We start from the raw sequence: 19410 nt of genomic DNA on the forward strand, positions 1-19410 counted from the left end.
GCTATCTAGCAAGCCAGTTGCTGAAAGACACTGAAATAGTCCGGGAAGGTCTTTGCTGTGCAGTCGGGGTCTTCAATAGTCACTGCAGTATCACTTAACGCAACCAAAGAGAAACACATAGCCATACGATGATCGTTGTAGGTTGCGATACTCGCATGCTTCAGTTGAGACGGCGGGACTATTTTCAGGTAATCGTGGCCTTCTTCAACGTCAGCACCTACTTTACGAAGCTCAGTCGCCATGGCAGCCAAGCGGTCAGTTTCTTTTACACGCCAGTTGTACACGTTACGGATAGTGGTTGGGCCGTCAGCAAACAACGCTGCAGTGGCTATGGTCATCGCGGCATCGGGTATGGCGTTATAATCACGATCAATACCGACAAGCCTGTTACGCGTTACCATTATATAATCATCGCCCCACTCAACATTAGCCCCCATAGCCTCCAGCGCATCAGCAAAATGAATATCCCCCTGCACGGCGTGTTTGCCAATGCCCGTGACTTTGATACTCCCGCCTTTAATAGCGGCGGCTGCAAGAAAGTACGATGCTGAGGAAGCATCACCTTCAACCAGCCAATGCCCGGGTGAACGGTAGCACTGGCTGCCTTTTACGCTAAATCGCTGATAAGCATGATTGACCACAGTAACACCAAAGCGAGCCATTAATGCCAGGGTAATGTCGATATAAGGCTTGGACACCAACTCGCCAATAATCTCTATTTCACTGTCACCGTTAAGTAACGGCGCCACCATCAATACTGCAGTTAAAAACTGGCTTGAAATACTGCCATCGATTTTTATCGTGCCGCCGTTGAGTGGCTGGCCTTTAATACGCAGAGGCGGAAAACCATCTTGCTGTAAATAGCTTATATCAGCATGCCACTGCTGCAGCGCATCAACTAAGTGACCAATTGGGCGCTCGTACATGCGGGGCTCGCCTGTCAGGGTTACATCGACGCTGGATGCCGCTAACGCCGCGGTTAAAGGGCGCATGGCGGTGCCGGCGTTGCCAAGGAACATGGTGATGGCATGAGGATGACTAAATAACCCGCCTAGCCCGTGCACCTCACACTCAGTGCGGCATGGTGACAGCGTGAAATTTACCCCCAGGGCCGTTAAAGCATTAAGCATATGCCGCACGTCGTCACTGTCGAGTAAATTGGTAATATGCGTTGTACCTTCAGCAACAGCTGCAAGCAGCAATACCCGGTTAGAAATACTTTTTGAGCCGGGCAAATGTACTTCACCGCTCACTTTACCAATAGGTTGTAATGTCAGTTTTTTCATCCGTGCACCCGCTCAAACTCTTGCATAAAACTTACCAGCGTTTGCACGCCTTCCAGGGGCATAGCGTTGTAAATACTGGCCCGCATACCGCCAACCATACGATGGCCTTTAAGTGCCAGCAGGCCATGATGCTCCGCCTGATCGACAAACATATCATTCAAACGCTCATCGCCAAGGAAAAAAGGCACATTCATCAAAGAGCGGTAGCTTGGGTCTACATCGTTAGAGTAGAAGTCACTTTTATCAATATAATCATAAAGTAAAGCAGCCTTCGCTTGGTTACGCGTAGCCATGGCGGTTACGCCACCCTGGTGTTTTAACCATTTAAACACCAGCCCGGCGAGATACCAGGCAAAAGTTGGTGGTGTATTAAACATGCTGTCATTTTCAGCAGCCAGACGATAATCCAGCACGGAAGGAATAACGGTTTCTTTAGACGGCAATAAATCTTCGCGTACTATAGCCAGTGTTAAACCGGAAGGACCGATATTTTTCTGTGCGCCGGCATAGATCACGCCATAACGGCTGACATCGATTGGCCGCGACAAAATAGTCGAAGATAAATCCGCGATAATTGGGCTGCTGGTATCAGGTAAGCCGGTAAACTCAACACCATCTACGGTTTCATTCGGGCAGCAATGTACATAAGCGGCATTGGCACTAAGCTGCCAGTCCGATGGCGCTGTCACAGTACGAAGCCCGCCAGCCGTTTTCTGACGAATATCCTGCGCATGGATCTGGCCGTATTTAACCGCCTCTTCAACCGCTGATTTTGACCAGGCCCCGGAGACAATATAATCGGCAGTTTGGCCGGCTTTTAACAAATTCAGTGGTACAGCCGAGAATTGGCCGCGACCACCGCCGTGCATAAATAACACTTTATAATTCTGCGGAATAGCAAGCAAATCGCGTAAATCTTGTTCCGCTTGCGCAGCGACCTGAATAAATGCCTTGCTGCGGTGGCTAAGCTCCATCACCGAGCAACCCTGCTGTTGCCAGTTTATAAACTCCTGTTGTGCCTGCTGCATTACCTCTACCGGCAACATTGCCGGCCCGGCACAAAAATTAAAGGTGGTCATAATGTACTACTTGCTCCTGAATTAGCGTTCTAATGCACTGGCTTGGTTGTTAAACGTGCCGCCGGCTTGACCGGTCTTTTATCTGCTCTTAAAAGCAAAACGAGCGCAAAAGCGCCCGTTTTATCTGGGTGTTACTCTTCTTCATCCTGCGCTAACTGCGTATCGGTCAGTACAGTGCTTGCGGCTTTCTCTGCTTCTGCCGCTGCTAACTCTTCAGCATCCTGGATTTCGTCAATTTTTTCCACGCCAACTACTTTTTCGTTGTCTGCGGTGCGGATCAGAATAACGCCCTGGGTATTACGGCCAACTTCAGATACTTCGTTGACACGGGTACGAACCAGAGTGCCTTTGTTTGAAATCATCATGATTTCATCCAGCTCATTTACCTGTACGGCACCTACAACCAGGCCATTACGCTCTGATACTTTAATCGACACAACGCCCTGAGTAGCACGGCTCTTCGCCGGGTATTCCTGCAGTGCCGTGCGTTTACCGTAACCGTTTTCGGTGACTGTCAGTACCGGGCCATTGCCATTTGGAATGATCAATGAAACCACTGAGCCACCTTCGCGCAATTTAATACCGCGTACGCCCGTTGCGGTACGACCCATGCTACGCACCTGATCTTCAGCAAACCGTACTACTTTGCCGTCATCTGAGAACAGCATTATTTCACTGCTACCATCGGTAATGCCGACGCCGATTAAGCGGTCTCCGTCGTTCAGGTTAACCGCAATAATACCGTTAGAGCGCGGGCGCGAGTATTCAGTCAGTGCGGTTTTCTTCACGGTACCATTAGCCGTTGCCATGAAGACGTATTTGTTTTCTTCGTATTCACGTACCGGCAGAATAGCATTAATGCGCTCACCTTCTTCCAGCGGCAGTAAGTTCACGATTGGCTTACCACGCGCCGTGCGGCTGGCCAGTGGCAACTGATATACTTTCATCCAATACAGACGGCCGCGGTTAGAGAAACAAAGAATAGTGTCGTGTGTGCTGGCTACCAGCAGTTTATCGACAAAATCTTCATCTTTTACTGTGGTAGCGGCTTTACCCTTACCACCACGACGCTGGGCTTCGTAATCTGATAACGGCTGGTACTTGGCATAACCTAAGTGAGACAGCGTAACCACTACATCTTCTTCGGTGATCAAGTCTTCCATATTGATATCCAGCATATTGTCCTGGATATCAGTGCGACGTGCGTCGCCATATTGCTCTTTTACCGCCTGCAGCTCTTCACAGATCACTTCCATTAAGCGCTCTGGGCTTGCCAGAATATGCAGCAATTCAGCTATCAGTTCTAATAACTGCTTGTATTCATCAAGGATCTTCTCGTGCTCAAGTCCGGTCAGCTTATGCAAGCGTAAATCCAGAATGGCCTGTGCCTGTTGCTCAGTTAAGAAGTATTTACCGTCACGAATACCAAAATGCGCTTCCAGCCACTCTGGACGGGCCGCGTCTTGTCCTGCCCGTTCCAGCATGGCGCTTACATCACCTAACTGCCAGCCGCGCTCGACTAAACGCAGTTTCGCTTCTGCAGGGCTGGGCGAGGTTTTAATCAGTTCGATAATTTCGTCGATATTGGCCAGCGCAATGGCCAAACCTTCCAGGATATGGGCACGGTCACGTGCTTTACGTAAATCGTAGACAGTGCGGCGGGTTACCACTTCACGGCGGTGCAGTACAAAGCACTGCAACATTTCTTTCAGGCTTAACAGCTTAGGTTGGCCCTGATCCAGCGCTACCATATTAATACCAAACACGGTTTGCATTTGGGTGTTGGCATACAGCTGGTTAAGCATTACATCACTGGATTCACCGCGCTTGAGCTCGATAACAATTCGCATACCGTCTTTATCAGACTCATCACGTAGCGCCGAGATACCTTCAATGCGTTTTTCTTTAACCAGTTCGGCAATCTTTTCAATCAGACGCGCTTTGTTAACCTGATACGGGATCTCATTAACGATAATGGCTTCGCGGCCGGTTTTCTCGTCAGTCTCAATCTCGGTTTTAGCACGGATATAGACCTTACCCCGGCCGGTACGGTAGGCTTCTTCAATACCTTTACGGCCGTTGATAATAGCTGCCGTGGGGAAATCCGGACCCGGGATAAATTGCATCAATTCATGCAGTTCAATATCAGGGTTCGCAATCAACGCTAAACAGCCGTCAATCACTTCCGTTAAGTTATGCGGTGGAATATTGGTCGCCATACCGACTGCAATACCGCTTGAACCGTTTACCAGCAGATTAGGTACCTTGGTGGGCATAACCGCCGGAATTTGTTCAGTACCGTCGTAGTTAGGTACATAGTCGACAGTTTCTTTATCAAGGTCGGCCAGCAACTCGTGCGCAATGCGTGCCATACGTACTTCGGTATAACGCATCGCTGCAGCAGAATCACCATCAATAGAACCGAAGTTGCCCTGGCCATCAACCAGCATGTAACGCAGTGAAAACGGTTGCGCCATACGTACAATAGTGTCGTACACAGCACTGTCGCCGTGCGGGTGATATTTACCGATAACGTCACCTACCACACGGGCAGACTTTTTATAGGCTTTGTTCCAGTCATTGCCCAGTTCCTTCATAGCGAACAATACGCGACGATGTACTGGCTTTAAACCATCCCTTACATCCGGTAAGGCGCGGCCAACAATAACGCTCATGGCATAATCGAGGTACGAATTCTTTAATTCGTCTTCGATATTAATAGGAACTATTTCTCTGGCCAGATCTGTCATAAAACGCTAATTTCCCTTAAAATCAGATAGATAACTCGCTTTTGTCGATGTTATAAAGCGCGAGACAACGCAGGATTCTAACACAGAAAATCCCGCTTGCCATGCATGAAATGCAGTGCAAATCTATCAGCGGCATTGCCGTAACAGATCAAGGCTTTATAATGCGCAAAAACCTAAGAGCAAGAACATATGACTGCAGATGCAAAACAGCCCCGAGTTAACGTCGATCCAGATGAAATTGCTAAATTTAACGATATCGCCTCACGCTGGTGGGATCCGGACGGTGAATTTAAGCCCTTGCATTTACTAAACCCGGTACGCCTGAGTTATATCAGTGATGAGTTGCAGGGCCTGTTTGGTAAAACAGTTATCGACATAGGTTGTGGCGGTGGTATTTTGGCTGAAAGCATGGCACGCAGCGGGGCCAATGTGACCGGTCTTGATATGGCGCAAGACTCGCTGAATGTCGCCAGACTGCATGCACTGGAAGCCGGCGTGACGCTTAACTATCAACAGGCCACTGCCGAGCAATATGCGGCAGAACACGGTGAGCAATTCGACGTCGTTACCTGTATGGAGATGCTGGAGCATGTGCCTGAACCCATGTCAGTGATTCAGGCTTGTGCGGATTTGGCGAAGCCAGGCGCCACCCTATTCTTCTCTACGCTGAATAAAACCTGGAAAGCTTACCTGTTAGCTATTGTGGGTGCAGAGCATGTTATGAAGTTGGTGCCTAAAGGCACGCATGAGTTTAGTAAATTCATCCGTCCGTCCACGCTTATGCGTTATCTGGAACAGGCAGGGCTTGAAATCACTGACGCCACGGGTTTGCATTTTAACCCGGTCAGTAACAGCTTTAAGACAGGCCCGGGGCTGGATGTCAATTATATCGTTGTTGCACGTAAACCAGCCTGAAACTCCGGGGCTGGTGATTTTATCTGCGTTCAAATAGCTACTCGCTATAAAAAAAAGTTTGATAGAACAAATAAATTTAATCAGAAAAAAAGCTTGCGTAAGGCAGGCTTTTCTCAGCACACTAGCGGCGCGGTTAGCAGCCACTTACCGCTAATTCAGACGACATTTTTTCCTTTTCGTCAAGCCTTGCAAAAAGATCTGATCCACACTATCTTGTGATTACTTTCTTAAAAGCATCTATATGTTGTGTAATTAAGCAACAATAGCTGCTGATATAATGGCCGTGCGCTACATGGCTGACTATAACCATTAATAACAACCGAAATGGAAATCTGCAGCAATGACTCAATCTCTATTCGTCACTAAACGTGATGGTCGCCGTGAACCTTTAGATCTGGATAAAATTCACCGCGTAATTACCTGGGCGGCAGAAGGTTTATCTAATGTGTCGGTGTCTCAGGTAGAGCTCAAGTCTCATATCCAGTTTTATGATGGTATTAAATCCGAAGATATTCATGAAACCATTATTAAGGCTGCCGCAGATCTGATTTCAAAAGACAGCCCCGACTATCAGTATCTGGCGGCCCGTTTAGCCGTATTCCATTTACGCAAAAAAGCCTATGGCCAATTCGAGCCGCCGCATTTATATGACCATGTAGTAAAAATGGTTGAAGCACGCCGTTATGACCAGCATATTCTTGCCGATTACAGCCGTGAAGAGCTGGAGCAGATGAACAGCTTTATTGACCATAGTCGTGATCTGAACTTCAGCTACGCCGCGGTGAAGCAACTTGAAGGTAAGTATCTGGTGCAGAACCGGGTAACCGGTGCTATTTATGAAAGCGCACAGTTCTTATATATTCTGGTTGCGGCCTGTTTGTTTGCTAATTACCCCAAGGCAACCCGTCTGGATTACGTACGTCGTTTCTATGACGCTTGCTCATTATTCAAACTGTCACTGCCAACACCGATTATGTCAGGTGTACGCACACCTACCCGTCAGTTCAGCTCTTGCGTGCTGATTGAGTGTGGTGATAGCCTTGATTCAATCAACGCTACCTCAAGTGCCATCGTAAAATACGTTAGCCAGCGTGCTGGTATTGGCATCAACGCCGGTCGCATTCGTGCGCTTGGCAGCCCGATCCGTAACGGAGAGGCATTCCACACCGGTTGTATTCCGTTTTACAAGCACTTTCAGACTGCCGTAAAAAGCTGCTCGCAAGGTGGTGTGCGCGGCGGCGCTGCAACACTGTTTTATCCGCTGTGGCACCTTGAAGTGGAATCACTGCTGGTACTGAAAAATAACCGTGGTGTTGAAGAGAACCGTGTTCGTCATTTGGATTACGGTGTGCAGTTTAACCGCCTCATGTACACCCGCTTAATTAAAGATGATTATATTACGCTGTTTAGCCCATCTGATGTACCCGGCTTATACGATGCGTTTTTTGAAGATCAGGAAAAGTTTGAGCAGCTATATGTGCAGTACGAAAACGACAGCAGTATCCGTAAAAAACGCTTAAAAGCGCTGGAACTGTTTACGTTGTTTATGCAGGAGCGTGCCAGTACCGGCCGTATCTATCTGCAGAACGTAGACCACTGTAATACCCACAGCCCGTTTAATCCTAAATTTGCTCCGGTTCGCCAGAGCAACCTGTGCCTGGAAATCGCGCTGCCAACCAAGCCAATGAACGATGTGAATGACCCGGATGGTGAAATTGCACTTTGCACCCTGTCGGCTTTTAACCTGGGTGCAATTGAAAATTTATCGGAGCTGGAAGAATTAGCTGAGCTGGCCGTACGTTCACTGGATAGCCTGCTGGATTATCAGGACTACCCTATTCCGGCGGCTTTCCATGCGTCTATTAACCGCCGTACCTTAGGCGTGGGTGTCATTAACTATGCCTACTATCTGGCGAAAAATGGCGTTAAATATTCTGACGGTTCAGCTAATGGCCTGACTCACCGTACTTTTGAAGCAATACAGTATTACCTGTTAAAAGCCTCAAACAAACTGGCACAGGAATTTGGTGCTTGCCCGAAATTTAACGAGACGACCTACGCTGAAGGTATTTTACCGATCGATACCTATAAAAAGGATCTGGATAAAGTCTGTACAGAAGCACTTCAGCTGGACTGGGAGCAACTGCGTAAGGATATTCAGACCCATGGTCTGCGTAACTCGACATTGTCAGCCCTGATGCCTTCAGAAACCTCGTCGCAAATTTCCAATGCGACCAATGGTATAGAACCTCCTCGGGGCCATATCAGTGTTAAGGCCAGTAAAGACGGCATCCTAAAACAGGTTGTCCCAGAGTATGAGCGACTGAAAAATAACTATGAATTGCTGTGGGATATTCCGAATAATACCGGTTATCTGACACTGGTTGCGATTATGCAGAAGTTTATAGATCAGACAATTTCGGCCAATACCAACTACGACCCGAATAAGTTTGAAGGTGGTAAGGTACCTATGAAGCTGTTGTTACAGGATCTGTTGTCGGCGTATAAGCTGGGTGTGAAAACCATGTACTACCACAATACCCGTGACGGTGCAGCGGATGTCCAGGAAGACATCAAAGCTGAGCCCGAAGATGATGGCTGCGCAGGCGGTGCCTGTAAAATTTAAGCATTGAGTAAACGGGCTACTTAGGTAGCCCGTACTTTGTATTGAACCTCTGTTAGGAAGATAAGTGGCAATGGCGTACACAACCTTCAACCGACAAATTAATGATCAGATGAAAGAACCGATGTTCTTCGGTAACCCGGTTAATGTCTCCCGTTACGATCAGCAAAAATACGGTATTTTTGAGAAACTGATTGAAAAGCAGCTGAGTTTTTTCTGGCGTCCGGAAGAAGTAGATGTCAGTAAAGATCGCATTGACTACCAAAACCTGCCAGAGCACGAAAAGCACATTTTTATCAGCAACCTGAAATACCAGACTCTGCTTGATTCAGTTCAGGGCCGTTCACCTAATGTGGCGTTTTTACCTATTGTTTCTCTGCCTGAGCTGGAAACCTGGATAGAAACCTGGGCGTTTAGCGAAACCATTCACAGCCGCAGTTATACTCATATCGTGCGTAATATCAGTGCCGAACCGCACAAGGTGTTTGACGATATCATGCTGAATGAAAAAATTCTGCAGCGCGCAGAAGATGTTACCCGTTACTACGACGCGTTGATTGATGGCATAAACCTGTATCAGCGCTGCGGTGAAGGTACTCATACCATTAACGGTGAAACGCATACCATTAGCTTGTATGAGCTTAAGCGCCGGCTGTATCTGTGTGTGATGTCGGTGAATGTACTTGAAGCTATCCGTTTTTATGTCAGCTTTGCCTGCAGTTTCGCCTTTGCTGAGCGCGAGTTAATGGAAGGTAATGCTAAAATTATCCGCCTGATTGCCCGCGATGAAGCCCTGCATTTAACCGGCACCCAGCACATGCTGAACATTATGGCGGCCGGTGATGACGACCCACAGATGGCACAAATTGCCAAAGAATGTGAAGAAGAAGCTTACGCAATCTTTCGCAAAGCTGCTGAGCAGGAAAAAGACTGGGCTGAGTTTCTGTTTAAAGATGGTTCAATGATCGGTCTGAATAAAGATATTCTGTGCCAGTACGTTGAATACATTACCAATAGCCGGATGCAGGCAATTGGGTTAAAAGCCATCTTCCCTACCACTCAAAATCCTATTCCGTGGATCAACACCTGGCTGGTGTCAGATAACGTACAAGTGGCGCCGCAGGAAGCAGAAATTAGCTCATATCTGGTTGGTCAGATAGACAATGAAGTTGATGGTGCTGATTTTGGCGACTTCGACCTGTAATTGTAGTGATGCCCAGCGTTAAAATAAGCGGCGGTGCTGTTATTGATTTTGACGGTAGCCGCCGTACGCTGCTTGACGCGCTGGAGCAACAAAAACTCGATGTCAATTTTCATTGCCGTGAAGGATACTGTGGGGCTTGTCGCTGTAAGTTGCTTCAGGGAGAAGTGCGCTACCTGAACGAACCGCTGGCATTCGTCCGTAAAGGTGAGTTTTTACCTTGCTGTAGCATTCCGCTGACAGATATCGATATTGAAATCCCCTGACATCGTGGTAATTTACCGGCAAATGCCGCAGACTACGCGCCAATAACCCCGATCTTTAAGGAGATCACTGATGAAAGCCTTGCTGTTACTTATTGCTTCTGGTCTGGCAACTGTAGATGTGCCGCACTATGAGCAATTATTGGCCAAAGCCCAGTATACAGAACTGGAACATCAGCTGGTGCAACAAGACAACTATAAGCAGAATGCCGATTTGCTGGTGATTTATGCCAGAGCATTAATTGCACAAAAAAGACTGGAAGACGCCAATACGTTATTAAATTATGCCGTTGAAGCATTTCCGCAAAATAGCGAGTTGGCTTATCTTGGCGGCTTAAGCAAAATTCGTCTTGCCAGCGATGGTAATGTGTTCTCCGCTAAAGATCGCGCAGCACGGGGCGTCGCCCTGCTACAAAAAGCGGTCAGTCTCAAACCCGACCATTATGCAGCCCGTCAGGCTTTGATTGACTTTTATAGCATTGCGCCCGCTGCCGCTGGCGGTGATAAGGCGCTTGCTCTGCAAATGACAGAACAACTGGCAAAAGAAAGCCCGGCGCAGGCACTGCTGGCACAAACCCGGGTATTACTTAACGACAACAAACCTACAGAAGCTCTGGCATTACTCAATAGTATGATGCCGGATCCACCTAATGCCAGACTGCTGGCACGCAAAGCGCAGATTGAAAACGAACTGGCCGAATTTGATACAGCTTTTCACAGCTATAAACAAGCGGCTGAATATGCTACTGATTTAACAGATAAATATAACGCGCTTTATCATATTGGCAGGCTGGCTGTTATCGCCGACCAGGACGCAAATGCCGGTATAAAGGCACTGCAGCAGTATTTACAGTTTTATCATGATACCGAAAATAAAACTCTGCCCTGGGCCACATTGAGATTGGCACAACTGATGTATCGTACCGGTGATACTTATGAGGCAACGTTGCTGGTAAGCAATTTGACCCACGTACAGGTAGAAGATGAAGAGTTTAACTTAATTCTGGTTAGTCTGTTAAGTGCGTTAAAAGCCAAACAAGCTGCAGAGATCCAGCACGAACTGCCACAACACGCGGCGGATGGTACCGCCGCAGCAAACACAAAGCAGGAAAACTAAGCTCTCCTGCTTTGCCGCACTTGTTTATTTACGAATACCTTCAACGCTCAAATCCAGCTGCACTGTCGCAGATGCCGGACCTAAATCAGTATTAATAGCGAAGTCTTTCAATGTCAGTGTGGTGGTACCGGCAAAACCTGCACGGTATCCGCCCCAAGGATCTTTACCCTCACCCAGTTTCTCTGCTGCAATGACGACCTCTTTGGTCACACCGTTAAGCGTCAGGTTACCATAAAGATCGAACTTGTCGCCTGATTTAGGCTCAATACGCGTACTAACAAACGTTGCCTTAGGATGCTTGCTGACGTTCAGGAAATCACCACTGCGTATGTGTTTATCGCGTTCTGCATGGTTAGAGTCAACGCTGCTGGTGTCAATTGTCAGCTGAATTTTAGCGTCCTTTAGCTTGTCTGCGTCATAGCTGAAGTCACCGGAAAAGGTGTTAAAACGGCCATATAACCAGCTGTATCCCAGATGGCTTATTTTGAACTGAACGAACGCATGCGCACCTTGCGTATCAATGGTGTAATCTGCTGCCTGTACTGGCCCGGCCATCAAACCAGCCAGCGATGCTGCTAACAATAGCTTTTTCATCATAATCTCCTGAAGTTAAGGTTTTTTTCCAAACATACGTTTAAGGGTGTGATCTTTGTCAATAAAATGGTGCTTTACTGCTGCCAGACCATGCAGTGAGGCTAACAAAATCAAACTGTAGGCCACGTATTCGTGTACCAACCCGGCAATATCAGCTTGATTCTCAAACAACGCTCCAAGCGATGGCACCTCAAACCAAGTGAATACTGCTATGGCTCTGCCATCTTCAGTGGATATCAGATAGCCACTGATCACCAGTACAGTAATCCCAAGATACAAACACAACTGCATTACTGCCGATAATTGCTTTTCCCAGCGTTTATGTGTCGCGAGCGCTTTGGGCGGCGGACTGATAAAACGCCAGCACAAACGGAAAATCATCGCTAACGCCAGTAATATACCTATGCTCTTATGCCAGTATGGTGCAGTTTTGTACCACTCGCTGTAATAGCTTAAATCTACCATCCAAAAGCCCAGCGCAAACAAACCAAATACGGCCAGCGCAATTAACCAGTGTAGTAACACACTGACCAAACCATAGTGAGTAAGACTGTTTTTGAACATGCAGAGCTCCTTGATAACGCCTCGATAATAAACCAATAAAACCTTTATAAAATTACATTATTAGCGATATTTCATTCTAATTTATCGAACGCTTAAACCTCTGAGGCAGAGGGGCAGCCAAATAAAAAGCCAGCTTAAAGCTGGCTTTTTATTATAGGGAGCGTAAAAGCTTATTCAAACTTACCATCACGGATATGCTTTTCACCGCGTTGCTTAGCCAACTCGACCTGACGCTGGCGCTCTGCAAAGGAGGCTTTTTGCTCGGCTGTAGTATTTTCAAAGCAATGCGGGCAGCTTAGGCCCTTAACATAGTTGTCAGACAGCATTTCTTCTTTGGATAACGGCATACGACAAGCGTAGCACTGATCATAACTGCCTTGTTCAAGGCCATGTTTCACAGCTACCCGTTGATCAAATACGAAACACTCACCTTGCCACAAGCTTTTTTCTTCGGGCATGTCTTCAAGATACTTTAAAATGCCACCGTCAAGATGATAAACCTCATCAAAGCCCTGCTCTTTTAAATAAGCGGTGGATTTTTCGCAGCGAATACCGCCTGTGCAGAACATTGCTACTTTTTTATGCTTGCGCTTGTCGAGATTATCAGCCGCCCACTGCGGAAATTCACGAAATGTCGTGGTATTTGGGTTTACCGCATTCTTAAAGGTACCGATGGCCACTTCATAATCGTTACGGGTATCGATTAATACCGTATCAGGATCAGAGATAAGTGTGTTCCACTCTTCACCTTTAACATAGGTACCAACAATATTGGCAGGATCGATACCTTCAACACCCATGGTAACAATTTCTTTTTTCAGCTTCACCTTGGTGCGGTAAAACGCCAGCTCATCTGACAACGATTCTTTATAGCTCATGCCGGTAAAACGACCATCGGCATCCAGCCAGGCTTTTACCGCATCGACCCCCTCGCGCGAGCCGCAAATAGTGCCGTTAATCCCCTCTTCCGCCAGTAATAAAGTGCCTTTAACTTTATTCGCGACCATCGTATCGTACAGGGTGTCACGTAAGGTGACATAATCAGCTAAACGCACAAACTTATATAAAGCAGCAACAACGAACATACATAACCTCTTGCAGGGCCGGATCGTAAATCCGGAGCAATTAAAAAACGCGCGTATTATACCTTCCATGCTATTGATAGCAAGACCATAGGATTAATGGGGCCTTTCCAGCAGCGATGTCAGATTGAGTTGCACCAGGTGCTCACCGTCAGTAATACAGAGCTGAGGATCCTCTCGCCAGACACTGAGTTTCATATGACTTTTCAGCATCAGGCTGAACGCCGCAAGTTGCTCAGCACTTAGTGTAAAAATACGCTGATTCGCAACAACGTTATGGCGAACCTTATCGGTTTCAGCTTCATCCAGTACTAACAGTAATTCATCGGCCAGATGAGAGGCCCGTAGCAGACGTTTTTCCGGCAATAATTCCAGTTGGCACCACAACTGCAAATGATGCTGTGGATCTTCGATATAAATATCAGGTGATTTTCCGCCAGATCCATCTTTGGCAAAATGAGGCTGTTGTTCGTACAAACTCAGGTAAGTTAATAAACGCTTGGCAAAATGCCCGGCAGTTTCGCCAAGCCACGGCGAAATATAGTGGCGTTGTTGTTGATACATATGACTGGCATCACAACTGTAACTGAGATCCACTGTTACCACTTTACTGGCCATTTGCATGGATATTCCCCATCAGGTCGAACTTTGCCTGACAGCGGCAAAGTTTAGCTGCTAAAACTACTGACGACCAGATGCATAGCTAATGCCAATAGTAACACCCCCATTACACGGTCAAACCAATAACCTTTAAGTAGCAAAAAACCTCTTACTTTTGTGTGAGTTAGAACCACAGACAACATACAGAACCAGGCTGCTGTCGCAACAGACATGTAAAGGCCGTAAATAACTTTGTAACTAAGTGGTGTATCAGGTGAAATAATGACCGCAAACAACGACAGAAAAAATAATGTCGCTTTTGGATTTAAACCGTTGGTAATAAAGCCGGCAATGAACGACTTGCCGGCAGACGGAACGGCATCGGCTGCCTTTTGCTCACTGAGGTGTTCCGCCTCTGCCGGTGCCTTACTTCTTAGCGCCTGCACACCGATGTAGAACAAATATGCCGCTGCTGCCAGACTCAGTGTTTTGAATAACCATGGCGTGGTTTTAATAAGCACGGCAATACCGACTAACGACCAGGTGACGTGCAACAGTATCGCCAGGCCTATACCGATACTGGCATAAACCGCCTGCTTGCGGCCGAAACGGACTGCATAGCGCAGCACTATGGCAAAATCAGGCCCGGGACTGGCAACAGCCATCAGATGTACCGCAGCAATAAGTAAAAATTCCGGCCAAAACGACATAGGGTGATGCTCATATAACAAAAAGCAGCATTCTAATGATATAACAGCTTATTACGCCAGCATTTAGTCATTCTGCTAGTAACTTTTGCCCGCTATTCGCATCACAACTTGCCGCTACGCCTTAAAACTGTAAAATGTTATAACATCACCGACCATAGCACTACACAGGGAATACCATGCGCCGCTCTAACCCTTTTCTTCGTCAACCACTTGCCCGGTACAGCGCGTTGGCAGCTGCTATTTTTCTAACTTCGCCTTTATCTGCCCAGCAGTATGCTGAGCGTTATTCAGGCGTGGTAACTGACCTGCAAGGTCAGCCATTGAAAAATGCCCGCATCCATGTTCATGGCCGTCAGCAATATGTATATGCTGATGATCAGGGGCGTTTTAGTATTCAGGCTCCGCCTAATGCCGAACTGCATATTATTGCTAAAGGCTACACCGACAGCTTCGTGACAACTGTCAGCGCACAGCAGCCACTGAATATTCAGCTGTCGCCCGGTGCAATCGAGCGTGTCACCGTGACAGCGTCCGGTATTCATCAGAGTAACCTGGAAATGGCGACCCCGGTGTCAGTATTAAGTGCCGAAGAGCTTAGCAAACGCACAGAGCCAACTATCGGTGAAACATTGAAGTACGAACCGGGTGTGCACGCGAATTACTATGGCCCCGTGGCTTCCAGTCCGGTGATCCGTGGTCTGGATGGCCCCAGAGTTAAAGTGCTGAACAACGGTTTGGATACTGCTGATGTGTCACGGGTTGGCCCGGATCATGCCATTACTGCAGATGCCATTACCGCGCAACAAATTGAAGTGCTGCGCGGCCCGGCAACACTGTTATATGGTAGTGGTGCTATAGGCGGTGTGGTGAACGTGGTTGATAACCGTATTCCCCGCCAGCTACGTGCCGAAAGCGAGACGAAACTGGAAAGCCGCTATAGCGATGTATCTGAAGAAAAAACCGTTGCGTTAAATCATGAAGGCAGCCGCTCTAACATTGCCTGGCACCTGGATGGCTTTAATCGCGATGCGACCGATTATGAGGTGCCAGAGTTTGTTAATGACGACGCTGAGACACTGACGACCCTGGAAAACTCCTGGGTGCAAAGTAAAGCCCTAAATGGCGGCTTAAGTTATATAGGTGAACGCGGTTTACTGGGGTTCAGTATTGGCAGGTTAGAGTCTGATTACGGCATTCCCGGGCATCATCATGATGAGCACGAAGGCGGCGAAGAGCATGAAGACGCGGATCCAAAAAGCGTATTTGCCAGGTTAAAACAAAACCGCTTTACGCTGGCCGGTGAATGGTATCACCCTGTTAAAGGCGTTGAGACCTTAGCGCTGACAGCAGCTTACACTGATTATCAGCATCAGGAAATTGAGCACGATGTACCCGGCACCACCTTTAAAAATAAAGCGCTGGAAAGCCGTCTGACAATAGAGCATGAAGAGCTCGCCGGCTGGCACGGTTTAGTCGGATATCACCTACAGCACAGTGACTACCAGGCTTTTGGTGAAGAAGCGTTCACCCCTGCTTCTGATAGTCTGTCACAAGCGTTGTTTGTGTTGGAAGAAAAACAGATTGGCAATATAAGTGCTCAGCTGGGCGGACGCATTGAACACGTCAAACATGACGCTCAACCTTTATCGGACACTGCCATCTCAGGTACCGTAAAAGACAGTTTTACCGCTGTCAGCGCATCTGCCGGGATAGTGTGGGAGTTTATCCCTGGCTTTTCCTGGGCTTTTGCCATCAGCCACTCAGAGCGGGCACCAAGTGCCGCTGAGCTTTATGCCAATGGCGCGCATATGGCGACCAGTAGCTATGAACTGGGCCTTGGCTACCAGCTGCTGAACGGCGACATTTCGCTGACAGAGCGCGAAGCCAAAAAGGAAGCAGCAAACAATATCGATATCACCTTTCGCAGTTTCAAAGGTGATCTGACCTTTACCTACAATTTCTTCTACAACAAAATTAATGATTATCTGTATTTAGCTGATACCGGTCTTACGATGGCTGACTTATCTGCTGATCACGGTGACGATGACGGGCATCTGCACGATGATTTCCCGCTATATCAGTATCAGAAGCAGGATGCCACCTTATATGGCTTGGAGTTCGAAGCACGTTATCAGTTGAATAATTCAAACGCATTGTTGGTGTTTTTCGATGCAGTGCGGGCAAAACTGGATAACGACGGCTACTTACCTCGCATTCCACCTTATAAAACTGGCTTGGGGTATCAGTATAGCGGCATCAGCTGGAGCGCTGACCTTGGTGTAACGCGTTACGCCAAACAGGATAAGGTTGCCCAATACGAGAGCGCTACCGCCGCTTACACTTTGCTGGACGCCAATATCAATTATGATTTCAGCATATCACAGCTTGATATGACAGCATTTTTACGTGCAACTAACCTAACTGATGAACTGGCGTTTGTGCACAGCTCTTTTATTAAGCAAGATGCACCTTTACCCGGTCGTGCTATTACGTTGGGGCTAAGAGCAACATTCTGAGCAAGCAGGATCCCGGTTGTGATTGTTGCAGCCGGGATTTACAGATAACTGTCTTTGAATCGGCCCCACTGGTAATAAGCCTGCTGGCCAAGGCGCCTGAAGGCAGGCAGTGGAAAGTTGTGTAGCGGCGTCTGATAGATTGGCAGTGCTGGCAATGGCAGCCCCATAGCCAGTTCAGCCAGTTCAGCCAGCCGGCACCCGGCCTGGGTGCTAAATGATACACCACTGCCGCAATAGCCTGCTGCGTAAAAAAGATTTTTGCCGTCCTGCACCACACGGGGTAAATCGTCAAATGACACGGCAACCCAACCGCTCCAGTGATAATCGTATGACAGATCCTGCAGCGGCGGAAAACAGGTTTTAAGTGCCTGCAATAAACGCTGCGGATATTTGGGGTCAGCGGCATCTTTGCCATGCACTGCACTACGCCCACCAAACAAAATCCTGTTGTCTGGCAGCTTGCGGTAATAATACTTCAGTGCCCTGGTGTCCATCACCAGTTGGGTGTGATTCAGGCCGGTTTGTATCATTTGCTGCTCTGTCAGTGCCTTTGTCACGATGACACTGCTAAGTACTGGTAAACAGGCTTTATTAAGGGTTGGATAAAAGCCTTTCGCAGTATAAGCATTGGTCGCCATGATCAACTGCTTACAATGCACTGTGGCTTCAGGGGTCTGTAAAATAAAACCTTCGGCTGTCCGTTGCCAGTGCAATACCGGGGAGCCAGTATATAGTTTTACGCCTTGCTCCACAGCAAGCCGGCTGTAGCCTTGCACCAGTGCCAGCGGGTTCACGCCAAAACAATCTGAAAACCGGATTGCCCCATGAGCCTGAGCATTATACATATACTCAGCACGAAGCGCCTCTGCAGATAAATGTTCAACCTTGTAGTCAAATTGTTTCTGCAGAAATTCGGCCTGCAGCGGAAGATCTTTTGCCAGCGAAGCGTTATGTGCAACTTTAAGGTAACCGCCAGGTTGCGCCTGACAGGCAATATTACCTTGGGCAATCATATCCTCTACCAGCGTGATGGCGTCACCGTACTCCTGAAAAAACATCCGGGCACAATCGATGCCAAACTTCCGGCTCAGCTGTGCCATTCCCAGCCGGCCTGTGCCGCGCAGCACAAAACCCGCATTTCGTCCGCTGCAGCCCCAGCCAGTTTGATGAGCATCAAGCACAACCACTTCACGTGCAAACCGCTTAGCCAGCTGAAAAGCACAGCTTAGCCCGGTGTAACCGGCGCCTATGACTGCGACGTCGGTATGCATGTCATGCCGAAGTGGCAAGGTTGCAGTGCCGGGTGCTGCCTGACTTGCCCAATAAGATGACGGGTAAGGCGCATTACAGCCAATTTGCTGATTTACCAAAGGATCATACAACATAGCGCCCCCAAAGAGCTGCGATTAAAACATCAAAACCATTTCTGCAGCACTGCAGCGGCACAAAGCACCACAAACAGGGCAATCATAACCGGCAGATTCAGACAAATGCCGCCATTTTTCCGGGTGTACTTTGAGCAGTGTTGCACCAGCATGGCTGAAGTAACGCTGAGCGGCATTGCCCGGGCTTTCCCGCCAGATATGCGCCAGCCCTGCCAGAGCCCCTTGCTGCTTCAGTGCCTGTACAGACTGGCGTAACAGCGCCGACGCCACGCCCTGCCCCCTTGCAGCTAATGCAACACCTACTGATTTAAAGTACGCCATACGATCTAACGGCACTGGCCACAGCGCCTCACTGCACCAACTGTCACTGTGCCACTGCCCGGCGGCAAAGCTTAGCCGGTATCCGGTAACGTCGCCAGCGCTGTCAAGCGCGACAAAACTGGCGTTGATGCCGTCTTTTATCCCTGAGCTTTGCATTGACTGCAGGCTAACTACATCAAGGTAATTGTCGCCATGGATCAGATTGGCAAGGGTAACGACGGCGGCAAAATATTCTGGGGTAAGTTCTGTAATTAACACAGTCGGTTGTCCGTGATTTTGATTGCAGCCGTTATAAAACAGTTGCGCTACCTTGTGCAATCCCCTTTCAGTAATGCAATCGTTAGCAATTTCCCCATTAGAGAGACGAAATAACAAAAATATACGATAGACAACTAAACAGTTAT

General features: G+C 47.9%; 16 protein-coding genes. 6 read left to right on the forward strand and 10 right to left on the reverse strand.

The features are described from left to right. Positions 1-5: 5 nt before the first annotated feature. The 3 genes from aroA to gyrA form a co-directional block, all read right to left on the reverse strand. Positions 6-1286, reverse strand: a complete 1281-nt coding sequence (gene aroA, locus AC5SV9_RS00800) for a 3-phosphoshikimate 1-carboxyvinyltransferase (RefSeq protein WP_475150255.1) — start codon at positions 1284-1286, stop codon at positions 6-8. Beyond that, positions 1283-2365, reverse strand: coding sequence for a 3-phosphoserine/phosphohydroxythreonine transaminase (gene serC / locus AC5SV9_RS00805; protein ID WP_475150253.1), 1083 nt, complete (start codon positions 2363-2365; stop codon positions 1283-1285). Before serC ends, aroA begins: the two co-directional genes overlap by 4 nt. Positions 2366-2496: 131 nt before the next feature. After that, positions 2497-5115 carry a DNA topoisomerase (ATP-hydrolyzing) subunit A gene (gyrA, locus tag AC5SV9_RS00810; protein ID WP_475150251.1) on the reverse strand — a complete coding sequence of 873 codons (2619 nt, stop codon included), beginning with the start codon at positions 5113-5115 and terminating at the stop codon, positions 2497-2499. 189 nt (positions 5116-5304) lie between these two features. On the opposite strand from gyrA, the gene ubiG reads away from it, so the two are divergent. The 5 genes from ubiG (at position 5305) to AC5SV9_RS00835 (ending at position 11234) form a co-directional block, all read left to right on the forward strand. Beyond that, on the forward strand, positions 5305-6030 hold the full coding sequence (gene ubiG / locus AC5SV9_RS00815; protein ID WP_475150249.1) for a bifunctional 2-polyprenyl-6-hydroxyphenol methylase/3-demethylubiquinol 3-O-methyltransferase UbiG: 726 nt from the start codon (positions 5305-5307) through the stop codon (positions 6028-6030). 340 nt (positions 6031-6370) lie between these two features. After that, on the forward strand, positions 6371-8656 hold the full coding sequence (nrdA, locus tag AC5SV9_RS00820; protein WP_475150247.1) for a class 1a ribonucleoside-diphosphate reductase subunit alpha: 2286 nt from the start codon (positions 6371-6373) through the stop codon (positions 8654-8656). 70 nt (positions 8657-8726) lie between these two features. Continuing rightward, the gene (gene nrdB / locus AC5SV9_RS00825; protein WP_230819578.1) at positions 8727-9857 is read left to right on the forward strand and encodes a class Ia ribonucleoside-diphosphate reductase subunit beta; all 1131 of its coding nucleotides are present in this window, start codon (positions 8727-8729) and stop codon (positions 9855-9857) included. Positions 9858-9865: 8 nt separating this feature from the next. Beyond that, positions 9866-10120, forward strand: coding sequence for a class I ribonucleotide reductase maintenance protein YfaE (gene yfaE, locus AC5SV9_RS00830; protein WP_226765462.1), 255 nt, complete (start codon positions 9866-9868; stop codon positions 10118-10120). A 70-nt stretch (positions 10121-10190) separates the two neighbouring features. Then, positions 10191-11234, forward strand: coding sequence for a tetratricopeptide repeat protein (locus AC5SV9_RS00835; RefSeq protein ID WP_475150244.1), 1044 nt, complete (start codon positions 10191-10193; stop codon positions 11232-11234). 24 nt (positions 11235-11258) lie between these two features. On the opposite strand, the gene AC5SV9_RS00840 is transcribed toward AC5SV9_RS00835, so the two are convergent. From AC5SV9_RS00840 to AC5SV9_RS00860, 5 genes are all read right to left on the reverse strand, one after another. Continuing rightward, complete coding sequence (locus AC5SV9_RS00840) at positions 11259-11831, reverse strand: YceI family protein (RefSeq protein ID WP_495473526.1); 573 nt, start codon at positions 11829-11831, stop codon at positions 11259-11261. Positions 11832-11843: 12 nt separating this feature from the next. After that, a complete protein-coding gene (locus tag AC5SV9_RS00845) occupies positions 11844-12392 on the reverse strand; it encodes a cytochrome b (protein ID WP_475150240.1) in 549 nt (182 codons plus the stop codon). Between the two features lie 170 nt (positions 12393-12562). Continuing rightward, positions 12563-13477, reverse strand: coding sequence for an oxygen-dependent tRNA uridine(34) hydroxylase TrhO (trhO, locus tag AC5SV9_RS00850; protein ID WP_475150238.1), 915 nt, complete (start codon positions 13475-13477; stop codon positions 12563-12565). A 93-nt stretch (positions 13478-13570) separates the two neighbouring features. Continuing rightward, the gene (locus tag AC5SV9_RS00855) at positions 13571-14098 is read right to left on the reverse strand and encodes a YaeQ family protein (protein WP_475150235.1); all 528 of its coding nucleotides are present in this window, start codon (positions 14096-14098) and stop codon (positions 13571-13573) included. 44 nt (positions 14099-14142) lie between these two features. Beyond that, positions 14143-14784 (reverse strand): LysE family translocator, encoded by a 642-nt coding sequence (locus tag AC5SV9_RS00860; RefSeq protein WP_475150233.1) that lies wholly within the window; start codon positions 14782-14784, stop codon positions 14143-14145. A 176-nt stretch (positions 14785-14960) separates the two neighbouring features. Between AC5SV9_RS00860 and AC5SV9_RS00865 the strand changes: the two genes are divergently transcribed. Further along, a complete protein-coding gene (locus AC5SV9_RS00865; protein WP_475150231.1) occupies positions 14961-17300 on the forward strand; it encodes a TonB-dependent receptor in 2340 nt (779 codons plus the stop codon). Positions 17301-17338: 38 nt separating this feature from the next. Here AC5SV9_RS00865 and AC5SV9_RS00870 read toward each other — a convergent pair whose 3' ends face one another. Then, positions 17339-18685: an NAD(P)/FAD-dependent oxidoreductase gene (locus tag AC5SV9_RS00870; RefSeq protein ID WP_475150229.1), complete on the reverse strand. Its 1347-nt coding sequence runs from the start codon at positions 18683-18685 to the stop codon at positions 17339-17341. Between the two features lie 21 nt (positions 18686-18706). Continuing rightward, positions 18707-19264, reverse strand: a complete 558-nt coding sequence (locus tag AC5SV9_RS00875) for a GNAT family N-acetyltransferase (protein ID WP_475150226.1) — start codon at positions 19262-19264, stop codon at positions 18707-18709. Positions 19265-19410: the final 146 nt, after the last annotated feature.

This window comes from Rheinheimera sp. ATLC3, from assembly GCF_059429535.1.

Bases quoted from the DNA above. Each gene is read 5' to 3' on its own strand.
- ubiG (WP_475150249.1), top strand. From the start codon at position 5,305: ATGACTGCAGATGCAAAACAGCCCCGAGTTAACGTCGATCCAGATGAA.
- aroA (WP_475150255.1), bottom strand. From the start codon at position 1,286: ATGAAAAAACTGACATTACAACCTATTGGTAAAGTGAGCGGTGAAGTA.
- AC5SV9_RS00840 (WP_495473526.1), bottom strand. From the start codon at position 11,831: ATGATGAAAAAGCTATTGTTAGCAGCATCGCTGGCTGGTTTGATGGCC.
- gyrA (WP_475150251.1), bottom strand. From the start codon at position 5,115: ATGACAGATCTGGCCAGAGAAATAGTTCCTATTAATATCGAAGACGAA.
- AC5SV9_RS00855 (WP_475150235.1), bottom strand. From the start codon at position 14,098: ATGCAAATGGCCAGTAAAGTGGTAACAGTGGATCTCAGTTACAGTTGT.
- yfaE (WP_226765462.1), top strand. From the start codon at position 9,866: ATGCCCAGCGTTAAAATAAGCGGCGGTGCTGTTATTGATTTTGACGGT.
- nrdA (WP_475150247.1), top strand. From the start codon at position 6,371: ATGACTCAATCTCTATTCGTCACTAAACGTGATGGTCGCCGTGAACCT.
- AC5SV9_RS00860 (WP_475150233.1), bottom strand. From the start codon at position 14,784: ATGTCGTTTTGGCCGGAATTTTTACTTATTGCTGCGGTACATCTGATG.
- trhO (WP_475150238.1), bottom strand. From the start codon at position 13,477: ATGTTCGTTGTTGCTGCTTTATATAAGTTTGTGCGTTTAGCTGATTAT.
- AC5SV9_RS00845 (WP_475150240.1), bottom strand. From the start codon at position 12,392: ATGTTCAAAAACAGTCTTACTCACTATGGTTTGGTCAGTGTGTTACTA.
- serC (WP_475150253.1), bottom strand. From the start codon at position 2,365: ATGACCACCTTTAATTTTTGTGCCGGGCCGGCAATGTTGCCGGTAGAG.
- AC5SV9_RS00865 (WP_475150231.1), top strand. From the start codon at position 14,961: ATGCGCCGCTCTAACCCTTTTCTTCGTCAACCACTTGCCCGGTACAGC.
- AC5SV9_RS00835 (WP_475150244.1), top strand. From the start codon at position 10,191: ATGAAAGCCTTGCTGTTACTTATTGCTTCTGGTCTGGCAACTGTAGAT.
- nrdB (WP_230819578.1), top strand. From the start codon at position 8,727: ATGGCGTACACAACCTTCAACCGACAAATTAATGATCAGATGAAAGAA.
- AC5SV9_RS00870 (WP_475150229.1), bottom strand. From the start codon at position 18,685: ATGTTGTATGATCCTTTGGTAAATCAGCAAATTGGCTGTAATGCGCCT.